The following is a 16,409-nucleotide window of genomic DNA, read 5'->3' as shown; positions in this document are numbered from 1 at the left end:
AACCGTCGTAGGGCCGCCGAACGTTAATGAGATGGCAAAAGGGGCAGAATGCCCGCTGGAGGTGGCCTCATGGCGAAGGCAGGACGTGCGGCGGCGACCTGGCGTGCCTACCAGGAGGTGGCCAAGCCGGGATCTCCCGGCATGGGCGCCCGGCTCAAGGCGGTGCCCAGGATGATCCGGGGGACCTTCAAGGGGAACTATCCGCATCTCGGCAAGGGCCAGCTCGCCATGTTCGCGGTCGGCCTCGCCTACATCGTCTCGCCCATCGACGCCATCCCGGACTTTCTGATCGGCATCGGCGTCGTCGACGACTTCGGCGTCTTCATCTGGCTGATGTCGTCGGTGCTGGCCGCGAGCGGCCGGTACGTCGAGTGGGAGCGTGAGGGCCTAAAGACGCTCGGCGAGCAGCCACGCCCGTGACGGGAGCGGGTGGCCGAACAGCCGGGCGGCGTTGCCGTACGCGACCCGGGCGAGATCGGCGGGGGGCAGCGTGCCGAGGTTGCGCGTGACCGCCCGCTGGGTGTCGGGCCAGGAGGACTCGGCGCGCGGGTAGCCGCTTTCCAACAGGACGTGTTCCATGCCGACGGCGAGCCGGACCCCGCTGAGCGCGCTGTCGTCGAGCGTGCCGAAGAAGAAGTTGCGCCGCAGCACCTCGCTCGGCTTGAGCCCGCCCTCCCAGCTCGTCTCACCGGCGACGGGATGGTCCAGGGCGTAGTCGGCGCGCTCGGCGAGCATGGGCAGCCAGCCGACGCCGCCCTCGACGATCAGGATGCGCAGCGAGGGGAAGCGCAGCGGGACCCCCGACCACAGCCAGTCGGCGCAGGCGAACATCGCGCTGGCCGGCATCAGCGTGGTGATCGCCTCGATCGGGGTGTCCGGCGAGGGGACGGGAGCCCAGGACGAGGAGCCGGTGTGCAGGCACACGACGGTGCCGGTCTCCTCGCAGGCGGCGAAGAACGGGTCCCAGTGGCCGCTGTGGATGGACGGCAGCCGCAGCCGGGTGGGGAACTCGGGGAAGACCACGGCCTTGAAACCGCGCGCGGCGTTGGCCCTGATCTCCTTGGCGGCCACGTCGGGGTCGGGTTCCACGCCTTGACCAGGGCCAGGCCGAGCTCCTGGTCGCGTGTCTTGGCGAACAGCATCCCGGACTGACTGGCCAGCATGCCGGGAAAGCACAGGGCGGCCCAGACCCCGGCCAGGTCCATGTCCTCGATGCGCGCCTCGATGTCGTGACAGCCGGGCCGCATGTCCTCGAAGCGGACCGGGTCGAGCGTCCACTGCTCCTTGGGCAGGCCGGCGCCGACGTCGAGCCCCGCGCAGGGGTAGGTGGCCCCGCCGTACCGCCACACCTGGTGACCGGCGTCCGTCTCCACGATCTTGGGAGCGAGGTCCTTGTACTTCTCGGGGAGGCGGTCGTCGAAGAGATCGGGCGGCTCGATCAAGTGATCGTCGGCGGAGATGATCACATAGTCCCGCCGCCTCGGCTCTGGGTCGGGATGCAGCGGGGTAGTCACAGGGGTAAACCGTAGAGCCAAGGAATAACACCTAACAAGCTGCGAGGTCTCCGGTTGGTATCCGTTCGTTCACCAGGCACTTCAGGACTGGGAGCGAACCTCTGTCTGATCTTCTTCCCGGCCCTCTCCTGACGCTTCGTTGTCAGCTCCGGCGGCCGCGAGATCACGCGCCTCGCGGCGGATGAGGAGGAACCAGCCGCCGATGGCCACGCCGATGAACAGCCACCACTGCACCGAGTACGCCAGGTTGAGCCCGCCGCCTCCGCCGACATCGGGCGCGGGCACCGGCTCGGGCGCGGGGTCGGCGGCGGGCTGCTGCCCGGTCAGCTCGACGAACCCCCCGTACAGCCGGTACGGCAGGGCGGCGCCGATGTCGGCCGGGTTGACCAGCAGGACCTGACCCGCGGGCAGACCGGAGGTGCGGTTCCTGATGCCGGTCGTGTCCTCTGTCTCGGCGGGCTTGAGCCGTCCGGTGACGGTCACCTGGCCGGTCGGGGCGGCGGGCACGTCGGGCCGGGACTCCGCCGTTGCGCCCGCGGGCACCCAGCCCCGGTTGACCAGGACCGCGCCCTGGGGGGTGACCAGCGGGGTGATCACGTAGAAGCCGACCCGGCCGTTCTGCGGGCGGCGCCGTACGAGCAGCTCGTGGGACGGGTCGTACGCGCCGGTCACGGTGACCGGGCGGTATTTGACCGCGTCCGGGACGGTTCCGCCGATGCTGTCCAGCCGGTCGAGGGAAACGGGCGCGCTGCTCAGATTGGCCGTGGTGCGTTCGCTGGCCGCCGACCGCTCCTCGTACCGCCCGAGCTGCCACTTCCCCAGGAAGAAGAACGTGGGGATGAGGATCAGCACCAGCAGGTGGAAGCCAAGCCAGCGGCGGGTCAGCAGGAACCGGTACACGCCCTCCAGCGTAGGCAGGGGAGGGAGTGGTCTTGTTACCGGTCCCGGCCGTCCGGCGAGCTCACCCGCCCGGAACGGTCGCCGGGGCCGGGGAGCGGGGCGACGGCCCACGGCCCGGGGAGCTCGTGGCCTTCGTCACAGATCAGCCGGAGGGTCACCGGCGCGCCGCAGTCCCGGTGGGTCAGCGCGACCGGAGGGCCTTCGGGGTCGGCGAGGTGGCGGTCGCCCCAGTGCATCAGCGCGACCAGGATCGGGTAGAGATCCATGCCCTTGGACGTCAGGCGGTACTCGTCGCGCTGGCGCTGCCCGGGCTCCTGGTAGGGCGCCTTGCGCAGCATGCCCTCCTCGATGAGGCGGGAGAGCCGGGCGCTGAGCACCTGCCGGGGCGCGCCCGTCGCCGCCTGGAAGTCGCCGAACCGGCGGACTCCGAGGAAGGCTTCGCGGAGCACGATGAAGGTCCATTTCTCGCCGACCACGGCGAGGGTCCGCTCGATGGAGCAGTTGTCCACCCGGGAGGGCCGCATGTCACGCATCGTAGGTCATCCCTCTCGCCCGTCTGCTCAGTCTAAAAGGCGTACCCAGATCGGACGAGATCGGGATTGATCGAGGTAGAAAGCCTACGTATTTGCAGAACAAGGTTCTGTTAGGCCACCATTGGGGGGTGAGAACCGGAAAGAACGGGCGTGACGGCAGAAGCCGGATCATCGAAGGCGCCCTACGTCGCTTCAGTCAGGACGGTGTCTCCGCCACGACCCTCGCCAGCCTCCGCGAGGAGAGCGGCGTCAGCGTGGGTAGTTTCTATCACCACTTCGCCAGCAAGGAACACGTTTTCGGCGTTCTGTACGCCGAAACCCTGCAGATGTACCAGGACGCGTTCCTCGCCGAGCTCATGCGCCATGAGGACGCCCGCGACGGCGTCGAGGCCATCGTGGCCCTGCACATGTCGTGGTGCGGAGAGCACCCGGAGCGGGCCCGGCTGCTGATCAGCGAGCGCCCGCCCCGCCGCGAGGAGCCCGGCGGCCCCGAGGTCGCCGAGGCCAGGCGCGCGTTCTTCCGGCAGGTCTCCGACTGGTGGAAGCCGCACATGAACGCCCGGCTGCTGCAGCCCGTCCCGCCGACCATGTGCTACGTGCTGTGGCTCGGCCCGGCGCAGGAGATGTGCCGCCTGTGGTTCGCGGGCGCGCACCAGCCGACCGACGAGGAGATCAAGAGCCTGTGCGAGGCCGCCTGGAACAGCCTCAAGCAGGCGTAGCGGTCCGCGCGGGCATGACGCGGGTCGGCACCCGCCACACCCGCGTGTCGATCGAGATGTCCAGTCTGAGGTCGTGTCGTCTGCGGCTCATCCCGGGCACCCGGATCCGGTCCAGCACGGCGTACCGGCCGCGGGAGCGGTAGCCGAAGCCCAGCTCTCCGGGAAGCACCCGGATCTCGTCCCTGTTGCCGCAGCGCGGGCAGGTCCACGCGACCACGTCCCGGCCCCGGTTGTAGTCGTGGCAGGCGCCGAAGTAGTCGTCCGGGACGAACCGCGCCTCGCAGGCCAGGCAGGGAAGCATCATCGTGGGTTCCTCCCGGACACGGCGGATTAGTCAACAGATAGGTCCGGGGCCTTGACGGCGGCTTGCAGTGGACTTACAGGGATAGATTTCCTCTCGTGCACGTGCCTTCCGATCTGGTCCACCGGCTCCGCGACCGGTTCACCGAGTCCGGCTACACCATCGACGGAGTGCGAGAGCGGCTGGGCGGCGTGGCCGCCGCCGCGCTGGCGCGCGAGGAACTCGTTCCCGCGCTGCGGGCGACCCGCGACAACGACCCGCTCGGCACCCTGATCCGCCTGTGGTGGCTCGGCGTCCCGGTGAGCACCGCCGCCGCGGACCTCCCGCTCGCCGACCTGATCGACGCCGGGCTGGCCGTCAGGGTCGGCGACGCCGTACAGGCGACCGTGCACCTCCAGCCGTGGGACGTCGGCGGCGACCGCCTTGCCTGGGTGGTCTCCGACCGGAAGGTACGGCCCGGCGACCCCGCGCTCCGGCGCGACCACGTCGTCGGGGCCGGCGGCGCCTCGGCGAACCTGGCTCAGTTCGCCTGGACGCCGCCTGTGGAGAGCGCGCTCGATCTGGGCACCGGATGCGGCGTGCAGGTCCTCCACCTCGCCGGCCGCGCCCGCCGGATCGTCGCCACCGACGTGAACCCGAGGGCGGTCGAGCTGGCCGAGCTGAGCTGGCGGCTGTCCGGCGTGGAGGGCGTCGAGTCGCGTGCGGGCTCGCTGTTCGAGCCGGTCGAGCACGAGCGGTTCGACCTCGTCGTCTCCAACCCGCCGTTCGTGATCTCACCGGAGGGGCGGTTCACCTACCGCGAGTCCGGCTTCCCGGCGGACGGCTTCTGCCGCGAGATGCTGCGCCGCGTGCCGCGCCACCTCAACCCCGGCGGCCACGGCCGGTTCCTGGCCAACTGGCTGCATCTGAAGGGCGAGGACTGGCAGGACCGGGTGGGCAGATGGCTCACCGGCACCGGCTGCGACGGCTGGGTGGTGCAGCGGGACGTGCAGGACCCCGCGGAGTACGTCGAGCTGTGGCTGCGGGACGCGGCCGAGCAGGGGACGACCGCCTACCGGCAGCACTACGACGAGTGGCTGGCGTGGTTCGAGTCGCTCGGGGTCGTCGGCGTCGGGTTCGGCTGGATCTCGCTGCACAACTCGGGCGCGATGGACCCGGTCGTCCGCGTGGAGGAGCTCTCGCAGCGGGTCGAGCTCCCGGTCGGCGCGTACGTGCCGGACGTGCTGGACGGCGTCGCCGTCGCGCACCGGATCGGTGACGACGAGCTGCTGGACGCGCACCTGGCGGTCGCGGAGGGCGTCGTGGAGGAGCGGGTCGGCCCGCCCGGCGCGGAGCATCCGTCCCGGATCGTGCTGCGCCAGACCGGCGGGCTGCACCGCGCGGTGAACGTGGGCACCGTGGAGGCGGCGCTCGCCGGGGCGTGCGACGGCGAGTTGCCGCTGCGTCCCCTGCTCGCCGCCATCGCCGAGCTCATGGGAGACGACGAGCGGGAGCTGCTCGACCGGGCGCCCGCCGCGCTGCGGCCGCTGATCGCCGAGGGGTTCTTCCGTATCGTCGATACGGCTGCAAACACGCGTTGATCCGATGTTGACCCGGGGTCGCCACCCTGGGGGCGTCGACTCGGATCTGGGGGGGTTCGAGATCCGGGTCGCCACCCGGCCGGCCGTCAATTTGAGGCGGCGAGCCGTCACCTGGCGCTCCGGACAACCGGGCCCCTATGCGCCAGGTGGTGGTCAGACGGCCGGCCGGGTCTTCCGTCCGCCGCGAGGCTCCCCCTGATGGAAGTGGTCGAGGGTGATCAATCACGTCCGCATGACGCGCCTGGACGACGATCTGCGGATCGACCTGAACGTCGGTGCGCCCGGCGACGGTGCGCCCGGTGACGGTGTGCCCGGCGACCTAGGCGTCGATCCGGTCGAGGTCCAGGAGGAGGGCGTGGACGTCGTCGGCCTCGGGGGAGCCGAGCCGGGTGAAGAGCCCGAGAGCCTTCTCTAGCGCCTCCCTGCCCCGCACCTTGTCGCCCATGTCGCCCATGCCGCACAGTGCCTTGCCGAGCGCGGTCAGCGACTGAGCCTCGCCGTACGGGTGGGTGATCTCGCGGCTGACGGAGAGGGCGCGCTCGGCGTGCCGGGACGCCTCGGCGAAGCGCCCGGCGGCGATGAACGTCGCAGCCAGGCGGTAGCAGACCCGCTGCTCCCACACCCGCTGGTCGCTCGCGCGGAAGAAGTTCAGGCACTCGGCGTGGTGGACGACCGCCTCGTTGAGCCTGCCGACGTAGGACAGGACGATGCCGAGGTGATAGCGAGCCCGTGCAACACCGGCGCCGCTGCCGATCTCGGTGAAGATGGCCAGGCCGCGCTCGGACGCGGCGATGGCCTCCTCGACCCGCCCGAGTCCGAGGTGGTCGCGGGCGGAGTAGCTCAGCACCAGGGCCTCGCCCGCCGGATTGCCGACCTCGCGGTAGACCTCGGTCGCGCGGCCGAACCATTCGAGGGCCTCGGTGTGGCGGCGCAGCCGGCCAGAGACCACCGCGAGCGCGTTGTACGTCTCGCCGAGCACGATGTGGTCGCCGCTCTCCAGGGAAAGCGCGCGCGCCTCCTGGAACTGGCGCTCCGCCTCGTCCAGCCGGTTCATCCCGAACAGGACGCGGCCGAGGACGTAACGGCAGCGGATCTCGCCGTTTCGCTCACCGGCCCGCCGGGCGGCGGCGAGGACGGCCCGGGTCCGCTGCTCGAACTCCCGGCTGCTCGTGCCGGACTCCAGCAGCGGCTCCATCGCGAGCAGCAGGTCGGCGGCGGGCAGCAGCAGGCTCTCGGACTCGACGGCCTGGCCGATGGCGGCGAACAGGTCCTCGGCCTCGACCGACAGCCAGGCGACCGATGCGTCGGCGGAGGAGAACGTGTGGCCGGGCACCCCGATGTCGGTGAGGGCGTCGGCGATCGCGCTTCCCTCATAGGCCAGCCGGTGCGCGGACCTGGCCGAGGCGAGGTAGAAGCCGAGCAGGCGGCGCAGCGCGGCCGTCCGCTCGGCGGGCTCCTCGGCGTCCTCGGCCTGCCTGCGGGCGAACAGCTTGAGCAGGTCGTGGAACCGATACCGCCCCGGCGCGGGGGCTTCGAGCAGGCTCGCGTCGACGAGCGACTCCAGCAGGTCCTCGGCGGGTCCCTGCGACATGTCCAGGACGGCCGCGGCCGCGAGGGCGGAGATGTCCGACCCGGTGGGCAGGGAGAGCAGCCGGAAGGCCCGCGCCTGCTGCGGGTCGAGCTGGCCGTACCCGAGGGCGAAGGTGGCGGACACGGCGAGGTTGCCGATCTTGAGCTCGTCGAGGCGGTGGCGCTCGTCGGCGAGCCGGGGGACGAGCGACGCGACCGTCCACGAGGGACGGGCGGCGAGCCTGGCCGCCACGATGCGTACGGCGAGCGGCAGGAAGCCGCAGGCGGCGACCACGTCCATGGCGGCGGCCCGCTCGGCCCGGACCCGGTCGGGGCCGGCGACGGCGGCGAACAGCGACATAGCCTCGTCAGGTTCCAGCACGTCGAGGTCGACGAGCCGGGCCGAGGGCAGGTCGGCCAGCTTGCCCCTGCTGGTGATGACGGCGGCGCACCCGGCCGACCCGGGCAGGAGGTGCTCGACCTGCTCGGCGTCGCGCGCGTTGTCCAGCAGGACGAGCATGCGACGCTCGGCCAGCAGCGAGCGGAACAGCGCGGACCGCTCGGCCAGGCCGTCCGGGATGACGTCGACCGGGATGCCGAGCGCGCGCAGGAAGGCGACCAGCGCCGTCTCCGGCGGCGTCGGCTCCGTGCCGTAGCCGCGCAGGTCGGCGTAGAGCTGGCCGTCGGGGAACAGGTCCTGGGCGAGGTGGGCGACGTGGACGGCGAGCGCGGTCTTGCCCACGCCGCCGATGCCGGACATGGCCGCGACCGGCACGCCCTCGTCCTCGGCGAGCAGCGCGAGCAGCCGGGTGACCAGCGCGGCGCGCCCGGTGAAGTCGGTGACGGCGGCCGGCAGCTGGGCGGGCCGCGGCATCTCGACGGCCGTTCCCTGTTCCGCGGCCGGCTTCCGACTCACCGCCTCCGGCGCCGCGTCGGAGATCTCCGCGACGGACGGCGTGACGACGGACAGCGCCGGGTCGGCGGCGAGGATGCGCCGGTGCAGGGCGGTCAGGTCGGCGCCGGGCTCGATGCCGAGCTCGTCGATCAGCGCCTGCCGGGTCTCGGTGAACACCGCCAGGGCCTCCGCCTGCCGTCCGCAGCGGTAGTAGGCCAGCATGAGCTGGGCGCGCAGCCGCTCGCGCAGGGGATGGTCGGCGGTGAGCGCGACCAGCTCGGACACGACGTCGGCGTGCCGTCCGAGCTCCAGGTCGAGGTCCATCAGGGTCTCGACGGCGCTCATCCGCCGCTCGGCCAGCCGGTCCCGTTGCCGCTCGGCGTACGGCCCGACCGCGCCGGCCAGCGGCTCTCCGGCCCACAGGCCGAGGGCCGCGCGCAGCGCCTCCGCCGCGTCGCGCGTACGTCCGGCCTGCCGGGCGGCGTCGGCGGAGATGGCGCGGCGCTCGAAGTCGGCGAGGTCCAGCCCGCTCGCGCCGAGGACCAGCGCGTAGCCGCGGCCCACAGAGGTGAGTAACTCGGGTCGGGCCCGCGGCGAGCGGTCGGGCTCCAGGACGGTGCGCAGCCGCGACACATACGTACGCAGCGCGCCGAGGGCCCGGGGCGGCGCCTCCTCACCCCAGATGCCGTCGATCATCTCGTCCGGCGTGACGGGGTGGCCCTGCCTGAGCAGCAGCATCGCGAGGATGGAACGTTGCAGAGGCGTGCCGAGATCAAGCTCGATCCCGTCGCGCCAGGCGAGGATGGGGCCGAGGATCGCGAAGCGCAGCCCGTCCCCCGTGGCGCGACCTGCCATGTGCGTCTCCGATACGCATATTCAGTGACTCCTCCGCTCTCTTGAGAGAGCGGCTTCTCGCTTCCCTCGGACGAGGTGGCGACGGCCAAGCCCTGACCGGTTCGAACCAAGGAACCATAACAGGGAGGTGATCTCTCCGCCGAAAAACGCCCGCACTCCTCGCCCGACATGATGGGAAGTTTCCCGATCAAATGATAGTTGCGCGAAGACCCGGCCAATAGGGAACGTCCGAGTCGTTAATCAAAGCGTTGATTGTCCGTTGATCGGATGATAAGCCCGAACGGCGATGCTGTGGACATCGAGCATGGCCCCTGCGGGGGCGGCCATGCTCTGGCGATATGGCGAGGTCCTCCCCGGGCGTGGGGTGTCCGGCGGGGGACTTCTTCCCTTTCCCGCCGGGGGCGAATGGCGGCCGGAGTGGTGAATGCGCCTGCCGGTACCGGCGGCTTATGTCGGGGGTGCGCCCGGAAGCGCCGGTCGGGGGATCGTCCGCGAAATACGGAAGAACAGAAATGCGCCGCTCCGCCCGCTCCTTTCCGGCGAAGTGACCGACCCGGCAAAGGTGCGTGGACACCTCACTACGCGGCCTCGGGCGGGAAAACGAGCGTGGCCCGTCCTCGTGGAGAGGACGGGCCACGTCGTTCCGTGTGGTGGTCCGTGGATGGAAGGTCAGGCGGCTACGACGAGGCCGAGCCTCGCCTGGAGCCGTTCTCGAACCGCCGGCCATTCAGGGCTGAGGATCGAGTAGTACGCGGTATCTCGGACCGTGTCGTCGGCGCCTCGGCTGTCCGCTCGTCGCACGCCGTCCAGGCGTGCGCCGAGGGCCTCGATGGCGGCCCGGGATCGGGTGTTGCGTACGTCTGCCTTCAGGGTGATCCGGTGAACCTGCCAGGTCTCGAAGGCGTGGGAGAGCATCAGGAACTTGCACTCCCTGTTGACACCGGTTCCCTGGGCTGACGCCGCCAGCCAGGTGTAACCGATGTCCGCCACGGACGGGACCTCACCCACCACGCCTTGGGCGCCCGGCGGCCAGGGCATGGGGCCCTGCCAGTACTCCAGGTGCATCAGACGGGTGGCACCGACCACGCGGTCGGTGTGCAGCCACCGGATGGCGAAGGGCAGCGTACGGCCCTCCGCCTGCTCAGCCAGGGCGGCCCCCACGTAGGAGACCATCTCTTCCCGGCCTGCGGGAACGCGCGTGAAGCCGTAGGTAGAACGGTCCTCACTCGCCGCGGCGACGAGGTCGTCGACGACCGCGAAGCTGAGCGGTTCCAGGCGCACGGAGCGCCCGGACAGGGTGACAAAAGCGGGCATGAGCACATGATGAGGGCTCGAGCACGCTCTCGGTGCCAAATGGGAGGCGACATCTTTCGAAGCCTCCGGTGAAGCACCCAGGCTAGCCGTATAACCGCAGGTCAGAGCGGTGAACGCGGGCATGATCGGCGGCCGCGGAGGGTAAAAATTTGGAAACGATCACCAGGCGGGTGTGGCAGCCCCCACGGTGATGTGTGGTGAGGCTCCAAATGCGGCCTCACCTCCGCGAACGCGCCGGGTTTCGGCGAGGGCGGTGAGGGCCCCTTCGAGGTGGTCGAGCGCCTCCGCGATCCATGGCAGCGCGAGCGGATCGTCCGCCCGCAGTGCGGCCAGCCGCCGCTCGGCGGTCTCGCCGTACAGGAGGCTGGTGGCGACCCGGACGCGCGGCGCGGCGGGCAGGTCGCCGAAGGCCGTGCCGGGGAGGACGCCGAGGCCGTACTCCTCGATCAGGGTCGCGGTCAGCTCCGCTGACGACGCGAAACCCGGAATTTCCGGATAGAGGTAGAAGCCGCCCTGCGGCCGCGCGACCGACGCCCCGGCCTTGACGAACCGGTCGGTGACCGCCTGGGCCACGATCCCGTGCAGCCTCCTGCTCTCCGCCACGCGCCGGACCAGTTCGTCCGGCTCGGTGAAGGCGTACGCCGCGGCGTGCTGGACCGGGGCCGCCGCGCTGGACCAGATCTCGCTGGCCACCGCGAGCAGCCGGTCGCGCAGGTCGTGGTCGACCAGCCGGGCCACGCCGATGCGCCAGCCCCCGAGCGCCAGGCTCTTGCTCAGCCCGCTGGTGATGATCGTGCGCTCGGGCGCGATCTCGGCCGGGCTGGTGTACGCCGCGACCGGGTCGTGGACCAGGTCACGGTAGATCTCGTCCGAGATGATGGTCAGGTCGAGGCTTCGGGCCAGCTCGGCGAGACGCCGTACCGTCTCGGGGCGGGCCAGCCGGCCGGTCGGGTTGTCGGGCAGCGTGACCAGCATCGCCGTCACCGTACGGCCCTGCGCCCGCGCGTGCAGGACGGCGGAGGCGACCAGATCGGGGTCGGGCACCCCACCCTCGCCGGGGGGCGCCGGGACCATGATCGGGCGGACGCCGATGATCTCGGCCTGGGCGGCATAGCTGACCCAGCTCGGCATGGGGAGCACGATGTCGCCGCCCAGCGCGAGCATGAGCCCGAAGAGAAGCGCCTTGCTGCCGGGGCCGCAGGCGACGAGACCGGGGTCGGTCGGCAGGCCGCGGCGCGACCAGTAGCCGGCGACGGCCTCGCGCAGCTCGGGGGATCCGGCCACCTGTCCGTAGCTGTTGCTGCCGCCGGCCTCGGACAGCCTGCGGCGGAGCTCGGGGTGGACCGGCAGACCGGCTTCGCCGAAGGCGAGGTGGAGCACCCGCTGTCCGGCGCGGCGTCTTCGCTCGATGTCCTCGTTCGCCGCCAGCGTGGCCGACAGGGTCACATTCATTGGGGTTGCCTTTCATGGGATTCCGGCGGCCCTCAACCCGTTTCAGAGAATCGCCGGATACGCCCGGTGTGTTCGGAACGTTCCCAGGGTGGTTGGGTATAGGCATCAGCACAAGCGAGGCTTTTCGGTGCTAGGAGTAAGGAAAACCGATGCTCGATTTACGGCGATTGATCTTGATTTGTGAGTTCGCCAGGAGGGGGAGCATCGCGGCCACCGCGTCGTCCCTGGGCTACAGCGCGTCGGCGGTCTCGCAGCAACTCGCCGCGCTGGAGCGGGAGGCGGGGGCCGTCCTGATCGACCGCACGTCCCGCAGCGCCGAACTCACCGACGCCGGCCGGCGGCTGGTCGCGCACGCCGAGCGCATCCTCGCCATGGTCGAGACGGCGGAGTCCGAGCTGTCCGCGCAGGCGGTCACCCCCTCGGGGAGGGTCGTGGTCACCGCCTTCCCGACCGCCGCGGTGGCCTTCGCGCCCGCGCTCGCCCGCTCGCTGCGGCGGCACCGGAAGCTGGCGCTGCGGCTGCGGCAGAGCCGTTCCGGGCGGGGGCTGCGCGAGGTCGAGTCGGGCGAGGTGGACATCGCCCTGGTGGACGACTGGTGGGGACGCGTGTACGGCCACGCGACGTTGAAGGCGTTCCCCCTGCTCACCGACCCTCTGGTGCTCGTCGTGCCGCGCCGCCACCCGATGGCCGACACCTCGACGCCCGTCGATCTGGCCGCGTTGCGTGAAGAGTCGTGGATGGCCACGCCCGACGGCGAGCCGTCCCGCACCGCCGTCGACCGGCTGCTCGCCGAGGTGGGCGGGCTGCCCCCGATCGCCTGGGAGTTCGAAGGGCTCGGCACGATCCTCAGCCTCGTGGCCAAGGGCATCGGCATCGCCGCCGTGCCCGCCCTCGCGCTCGCGGCCGGCGTGCGGGGCGTCGCCGTACGGGAGTTCCCCGGCACGCCGATCGAGCGCCGGCTGTACGCGGTGGCGCGGGAGTCGAGCGTCCAGCGGCCGTCGGTCGCGGCCACCCTGCGCGCCCTCCACGTGGCCGCCCGCTATCTCGCCGCCGATCTCGGCTATCTGAGCGTGTCCCGCGACCGGGACAGTAGTTTGTCGGAGTGAGCCCCACATATGATCTGGAGCGGCTTCTGTGCTCCTCCGGAGCGCGTACGGTCGCCGGCGTCGACGAGGTGGGCCGCGGCTCCTGGGCCGGCCCGGTCGCGGTCTGCGCCGTGGTGACCGACATGTCGCCGGCGCCGGACGGTCTCACCGACTCCAAGCTGCTGGCCCCCGCCCGCCGTACCGCCCTCGCCGCCGAGATCGAAGACTGGGCCGTCGGCATCGGGTACGGCGAGGCGTCGGTCGAGGAGATCGACACACTGGGCATGACCGAGGCGCTGTGCCGCGCCGCGCGCCGGGCGCTCGCGGAACTGCCCGAGCGGCCCGGCGCGGTGATTCTGGACGGCAAGCACGACTACCTCGGCTCGCCCTGGGCGGTGCGGTGCCAGACGAAGGCCGACCTCTCCTGCGTCTCCGTCGCGGCCGCGTCCGTGATCGCCAAGGTTCGGCGGGACGCGTTCATGGCCTCGCTCGGCTACGAGGAGTACGGCTTCGCCGACAACGCCGGGTATCCCTCACCCGCGCACCAGGAGGTGCTGGCGGAGCTCGGGCCCACGCCCCACCACCGCCTGTCGTGGTCGTACATGGACGACCTGCCGAAGTGGCGGCATCTCAAGCGGCACCGCAACGCCCTCGCCGGAGAGGGTCAGCTCTCCCTCTTCGGCTGACCGTCACCCGATCGTCCCCGTCAGCAGTCGACGAGTTCGGGCTTCTGGTTGAGGATCTGCGCCCGGGGCGTCACGAACTCGTCGTACGCCTCGGTGGCCGCGGGGTGGAACACCGCGACGCGGTGGCAGTTCTGGAAGGCGAGCCGTACGCCGAAGTGGCGTTCGAGCGCGCCGCGCATCGCGTCGCTGGCCAGGCAGCGCAGCAACTGGCCGCGGGCGGCCTCGTCCGGCGGGGGCACCTCGTTGCCGGCGAACTCGGCGCCGGAGCGGCCGCGCTGTTCGGCCAGCCCGCTGATGACGGACCAGGCGTACGGCAGCGAGTCGCGCACGCAGGCGATGAACGCCGCGTCGTCGATCTCGCCGGCGCGGGCCCGGTCGAGCAGTTCGGTGGAAACAGTCAGTGACATGATTTCTCCCTTCAAAGGGGTGAATGGGACTGGCCGGCCTCGGATGTGACGCCAGGCCGGGCCGGGCGCGCCTCCAGGTGTCGCGGAGGGGCACGTTCTAGGCGGGGTTGGTCGCGGCGGGGCCGTACACGAACTCCGGATCGATCTGGGTGGAGAGGTCCTCGCCGGTGGCGCGGTCGGCCCACGCCCGGGCGTTGCGCAGGTGGAACTCCGCCGCCTGCGCGCCGAACCTCTGCCAGTCCTTGGGCTGCGCGTCGACCCGCTTCAGGAGCATGGCGAGCGCGTCGTGGTCGTCGCCCGACAGGTCGTCGAGCGTGAACGGGCGCCCCTGCTCCAGCGCGCGTACGGCCGGTGAGTGCCCGAACCAGGTGAGCAGGTCGTCTCCCACGTGCTCGCGCAGGAAGTCGACGTCGCGCTGATCCTGGACCTTGTTGCCGACGACGGCGAGGGCGACGCCGAAGTCGGCGGCGTGATCGCGGTACTGCCGGTAGACGCTCACGCCCTGCCTGGTCGGCTCGGCGACCAGGAACGTGACATCGAACCGGGTGAACAGCCCTGAGGCGAAGGAGTCGGCCCCGGCGGTCATGTCGGCGACGACGTACTCACCCTGGTCGTCCACGACGTGGTTGAGGTAGAGCTCGACGGCCCCCACCTTGGAGTGGTAGCAGGCGACGCCGAGGTCCTCCTCCTCGAACGGGCCGGTGACCATCAGCGCGACGCCCTCGACCCGCACCGACGGGAAGAACGGGTCGTCCAGCCGGATCAGCCGGGAGCCCCGGCCGGGCGGGGTGGTCTTCACCATCGAGGCGGCGTCGCGGATCCGGGGGTTGTCGCCCCGGAGGTACTCCTTGATCTCGCCGATCATCCCGCCGAGCGGGCGCGGGGTCGTGGCCGCGCCGAGCACCAGGCCGAGGTGCTGGTTGATGTCGGCGTCGATGGCGACGACTGTGCCGATATGCGCGGCATATCTCGCGAAAAGCGATGACAACGTCGTCTTACCGCTGCCGCCCTTGCCGACGAACGCCACTCGCATGCTGTCCTCCTAACGTGATTATGAAAACCGTTTTCGTTGTCGATTGTGATGATGCCACAGGTGAGGGCGTTCGCGAAGAAGAACCGCGCAGGAAAGGGCGGTGGAGAGCCGGCGGCAGGCCGAGGCGGGGCGAAAAGTGTTCAAGGTGGGACGCGGCGCCGGGGCCAGATCGGCCTGCGACCCGTCGCGAGCACTACAAGGGCGGGAGAGACCCGCTCGCGATGTGCGCCAGAGTGATCTCGGTGAGCGTGGTGTGCTCGTACTCGCGCAGGGCGGTCCAGACCCCCGCGAGCGGCCCGGCGACCCCCGGGAAGCGCTCGCTCTCCTGCGACACGCCCTCGACCACCACGATGATGTCGGCCAGGGAGATCTGGTCGGCGGGCCGGGCCAGCCAGTAGCCGCCGTCCGGGCCGCGCTGGCTCTTGATCAGCCCGGCCCGGCGGAGCTGCAGCAGGATGTTGTCGAGGAACCTGCGGGGGATGTCCTGCGCGGTCGCGATCCGTTCCGCGGGCACGGGACCGGGCGGCGCCGCCGCGAGTTCCACGGCGGCGCGCAGGGCGTACTGGGTACGGGCGGAAAGCCGCATGCGCCGTAGGGGGTCACGCCCCGGTCAGGGTCAGCGACCGCGCGCCCGGAGTGGGCCGTACGTTGACGATGTCGCCCGGGGCCAGCGCGAGCCGTTCGGCGGTGCCCCGGGTCACCTGCGCCCACGCCTCCCGGCCGTCGACCAGGAGCTCCACCCGCACCTCGAAGCCGAGCCGGACCACCCGGGTGACCGTCGCCTCGCCGCTGCCCGGTCGCGGCTCCGCGCTGATCTCGATGTCGTGCGGGCGGACGAGGCTCCCGCCGATCTCGGTGACCGGGCCGAGGAAGCGCATGACGAACGGGTTCGCCGGGTTGTCGTACACGTCCGACGGGCTGCCGACCTGCTCCACCGCGCCGTCGGCGAGCACCACGACGGTGTCGGCGACCTCGATCGCCTCCTCCTGGTCGTGGGTGACGAACACGGTCGTGACGTGAACCTCGTCGTGCAGGCGCCGCAGCCAGGTCCGCAGCTCCTTGCGCACCTGCGCGTCGAGCGCGCCGAACGGCTCGTCGAGGAGCAGCACCTCGGGCTCGACGGCGAGGGCGCGGGCGAGGGCCATCCGCTGCCGCTGGCCGCCGGAGAGCTGGGACGGATAGCGGTCGGCCATCCGCTCCAGATGGACCAGTTCCAGCAGCTCCATGACCCGCCTGCGGATCTCGTCCTTGGGCCGCTTGCGGATCTCCAGCCCGAAGGCCACGTTGCGGAACACCGTCATGTGCTTGAAGGCGGCGTAGTGCTGGAAGACGAACCCCACGTTGCGCCGCTGCGGCGAGAGCCGCGTCGCGTCCACACCAGAGATCCGTACGGTCCCCGTGTCGGGGTGCTCCAGCCCGGCGATCACGCGCAGCAGCGTCGACTTCCCGCCGCCGCTCGGGCCGAGCAGGGCGGTGAGCGATCCGGAGGCGACGTCCACGGAGACGTCGCGCAGCACGGGAGTGGTCCCGAAGGACTTGTTCACGTCGCGTACTTCGATGGCCATG

Annotated in this window: 16 protein-coding genes; 5 read left to right on the top strand and 11 right to left on the bottom strand. The window is 71.3% G+C overall.

The annotated features are described in order from the left end of the window. Window positions 1–69 precede the first annotated feature (69 nt). Window positions 70–420: a YkvA family protein gene (locus tag ACQP1V_RS42265; protein ID WP_067137673.1), complete on the top strand. Its 351-nt coding sequence runs from the start codon at window positions 70–72 to the stop codon at window positions 418–420. Here the strand turns inward: ACQP1V_RS42265 and ACQP1V_RS42260 are convergent. From ACQP1V_RS42260 to ACQP1V_RS42250, 3 genes are all read right to left on the bottom strand, one after another. Further along, window positions 388–1,089, bottom strand: coding sequence for an amidohydrolase family protein (locus ACQP1V_RS42260; protein WP_433417306.1), 702 nt, complete (start codon window positions 1,087–1,089; stop codon window positions 388–390). The two genes, ACQP1V_RS42265 and ACQP1V_RS42260, sit on opposite strands and share 33 nt — an antisense overlap. A 506-nt stretch (window positions 1,090–1,595) precedes the next feature. After that, a complete protein-coding gene (locus ACQP1V_RS42255; RefSeq protein ID WP_387413992.1) occupies window positions 1,596–2,414 on the bottom strand; it encodes an SURF1 family cytochrome oxidase biogenesis protein in 819 nt (272 codons plus the stop codon). Between the two features lie 35 nt (window positions 2,415–2,449). After that, window positions 2,450–2,947 (bottom strand): winged helix-turn-helix transcriptional regulator, encoded by a 498-nt coding sequence (locus ACQP1V_RS42250; protein WP_433417303.1) that lies wholly within the window; start codon window positions 2,945–2,947, stop codon window positions 2,450–2,452. Window positions 2,948–3,075: 128 nt separating this feature from the next. On the opposite strand from ACQP1V_RS42250, the gene ACQP1V_RS42245 reads away from it, so the two are divergent. Continuing rightward, window positions 3,076–3,666 carry a TetR/AcrR family transcriptional regulator gene (locus ACQP1V_RS42245; protein WP_433220236.1) on the top strand — a complete coding sequence of 197 codons (591 nt, stop codon included), beginning with the start codon at window positions 3,076–3,078 and terminating at the stop codon, window positions 3,664–3,666. On the opposite strand, the gene ACQP1V_RS42240 is transcribed toward ACQP1V_RS42245, so the two are convergent. Further along, the gene (locus ACQP1V_RS42240; protein ID WP_387413997.1) at window positions 3,653–3,970 is read right to left on the bottom strand and encodes a hypothetical protein; all 318 of its coding nucleotides are present in this window, start codon (window positions 3,968–3,970) and stop codon (window positions 3,653–3,655) included. The two genes, ACQP1V_RS42245 and ACQP1V_RS42240, sit on opposite strands and share 14 nt — an antisense overlap. A gap of 95 nt (window positions 3,971–4,065) precedes the next feature. Here ACQP1V_RS42240 and ACQP1V_RS42235 point away from each other — a divergent pair, with 95 nt between their 5' ends. Beyond that, on the top strand, window positions 4,066–5,547 hold the full coding sequence (locus tag ACQP1V_RS42235; RefSeq protein ID WP_433417300.1) for a DUF7059 domain-containing protein: 1,482 nt from the start codon (window positions 4,066–4,068) through the stop codon (window positions 5,545–5,547). A 319-nt stretch (window positions 5,548–5,866) separates the two neighbouring features. Here the strand turns inward: ACQP1V_RS42235 and ACQP1V_RS42230 are convergent, their stop codons facing one another. The 3 genes from ACQP1V_RS42230 to ACQP1V_RS42220 all read right to left on the bottom strand — a co-directional run bounded on the left by ACQP1V_RS42230 (window position 5,867) and on the right by ACQP1V_RS42220 (window position 11,632). Then, a complete protein-coding gene (locus tag ACQP1V_RS42230) occupies window positions 5,867–8,866 on the bottom strand; it encodes an AfsR/SARP family transcriptional regulator (RefSeq protein WP_433417297.1) in 3,000 nt (999 codons plus the stop codon). Between the two features lie 669 nt (window positions 8,867–9,535). Beyond that, a complete protein-coding gene (locus tag ACQP1V_RS42225) occupies window positions 9,536–10,180 on the bottom strand; it encodes a GNAT family N-acetyltransferase (protein ID WP_067137729.1) in 645 nt (214 codons plus the stop codon). A 159-nt stretch (window positions 10,181–10,339) separates the two neighbouring features. Then, on the bottom strand, window positions 10,340–11,632 hold the full coding sequence (locus ACQP1V_RS42220) for a pyridoxal phosphate-dependent aminotransferase (protein ID WP_433417295.1): 1,293 nt from the start codon (window positions 11,630–11,632) through the stop codon (window positions 10,340–10,342). 149 nt (window positions 11,633–11,781) lie between these two features. Here ACQP1V_RS42220 and ACQP1V_RS42215 point away from each other — a divergent pair, with 149 nt between their 5' ends. Next, window positions 11,782–12,738, top strand: a complete 957-nt coding sequence (locus tag ACQP1V_RS42215) for a LysR family transcriptional regulator (RefSeq protein ID WP_433417292.1) — start codon at window positions 11,782–11,784, stop codon at window positions 12,736–12,738. Beyond that, window positions 12,735–13,403 carry a ribonuclease HII gene (locus ACQP1V_RS42210; RefSeq protein ID WP_067137683.1) on the top strand — a complete coding sequence of 223 codons (669 nt, stop codon included), beginning with the start codon at window positions 12,735–12,737 and terminating at the stop codon, window positions 13,401–13,403. The genes ACQP1V_RS42215 and ACQP1V_RS42210 overlap by 4 nt, the downstream gene beginning before the upstream one ends. A 20-nt stretch (window positions 13,404–13,423) precedes the next feature. Here the strand turns inward: ACQP1V_RS42210 and ACQP1V_RS42205 are convergent, their stop codons facing one another. The 4 genes from ACQP1V_RS42205 to ACQP1V_RS42190 all read right to left on the bottom strand — a co-directional run bounded on the left by ACQP1V_RS42205 (window position 13,424) and on the right by ACQP1V_RS42190 (window position 16,408). After that, a complete protein-coding gene (locus ACQP1V_RS42205; RefSeq protein WP_067137686.1) occupies window positions 13,424–13,810 on the bottom strand; it encodes an SCO5389 family protein in 387 nt (128 codons plus the stop codon). Between the two features lie 97 nt (window positions 13,811–13,907). After that, entirely contained in the window at window positions 13,908–14,843 is a 936-nt protein-coding gene (locus tag ACQP1V_RS42200) for an ATP-binding protein (protein ID WP_433417288.1), read from the bottom strand. A 193-nt stretch (window positions 14,844–15,036) separates the two neighbouring features. Then, window positions 15,037–15,429, bottom strand: coding sequence for an RrF2 family transcriptional regulator (locus tag ACQP1V_RS42195; RefSeq protein WP_067137689.1), 393 nt, complete (start codon window positions 15,427–15,429; stop codon window positions 15,037–15,039). Between the two features lie 13 nt (window positions 15,430–15,442). Then, complete coding sequence (locus ACQP1V_RS42190) at window positions 15,443–16,408, bottom strand: sulfate/molybdate ABC transporter ATP-binding protein (protein WP_387414007.1); 966 nt, start codon at window positions 16,406–16,408, stop codon at window positions 15,443–15,445. Between the last annotated feature and the right edge of the window lies 1 nt (window position 16,409).

The sequence above is a fragment of the Microtetraspora malaysiensis genome, assembly GCF_050947145.1.
Lineage (GTDB): Bacteria > Actinomycetota > Actinomycetes > Streptosporangiales > Streptosporangiaceae > Microtetraspora_A > Microtetraspora_A malaysiensis.
Note: the sequence above shows the minus strand (reverse complement) of the source record. Positions and strands in the feature narration are given on the sequence as shown.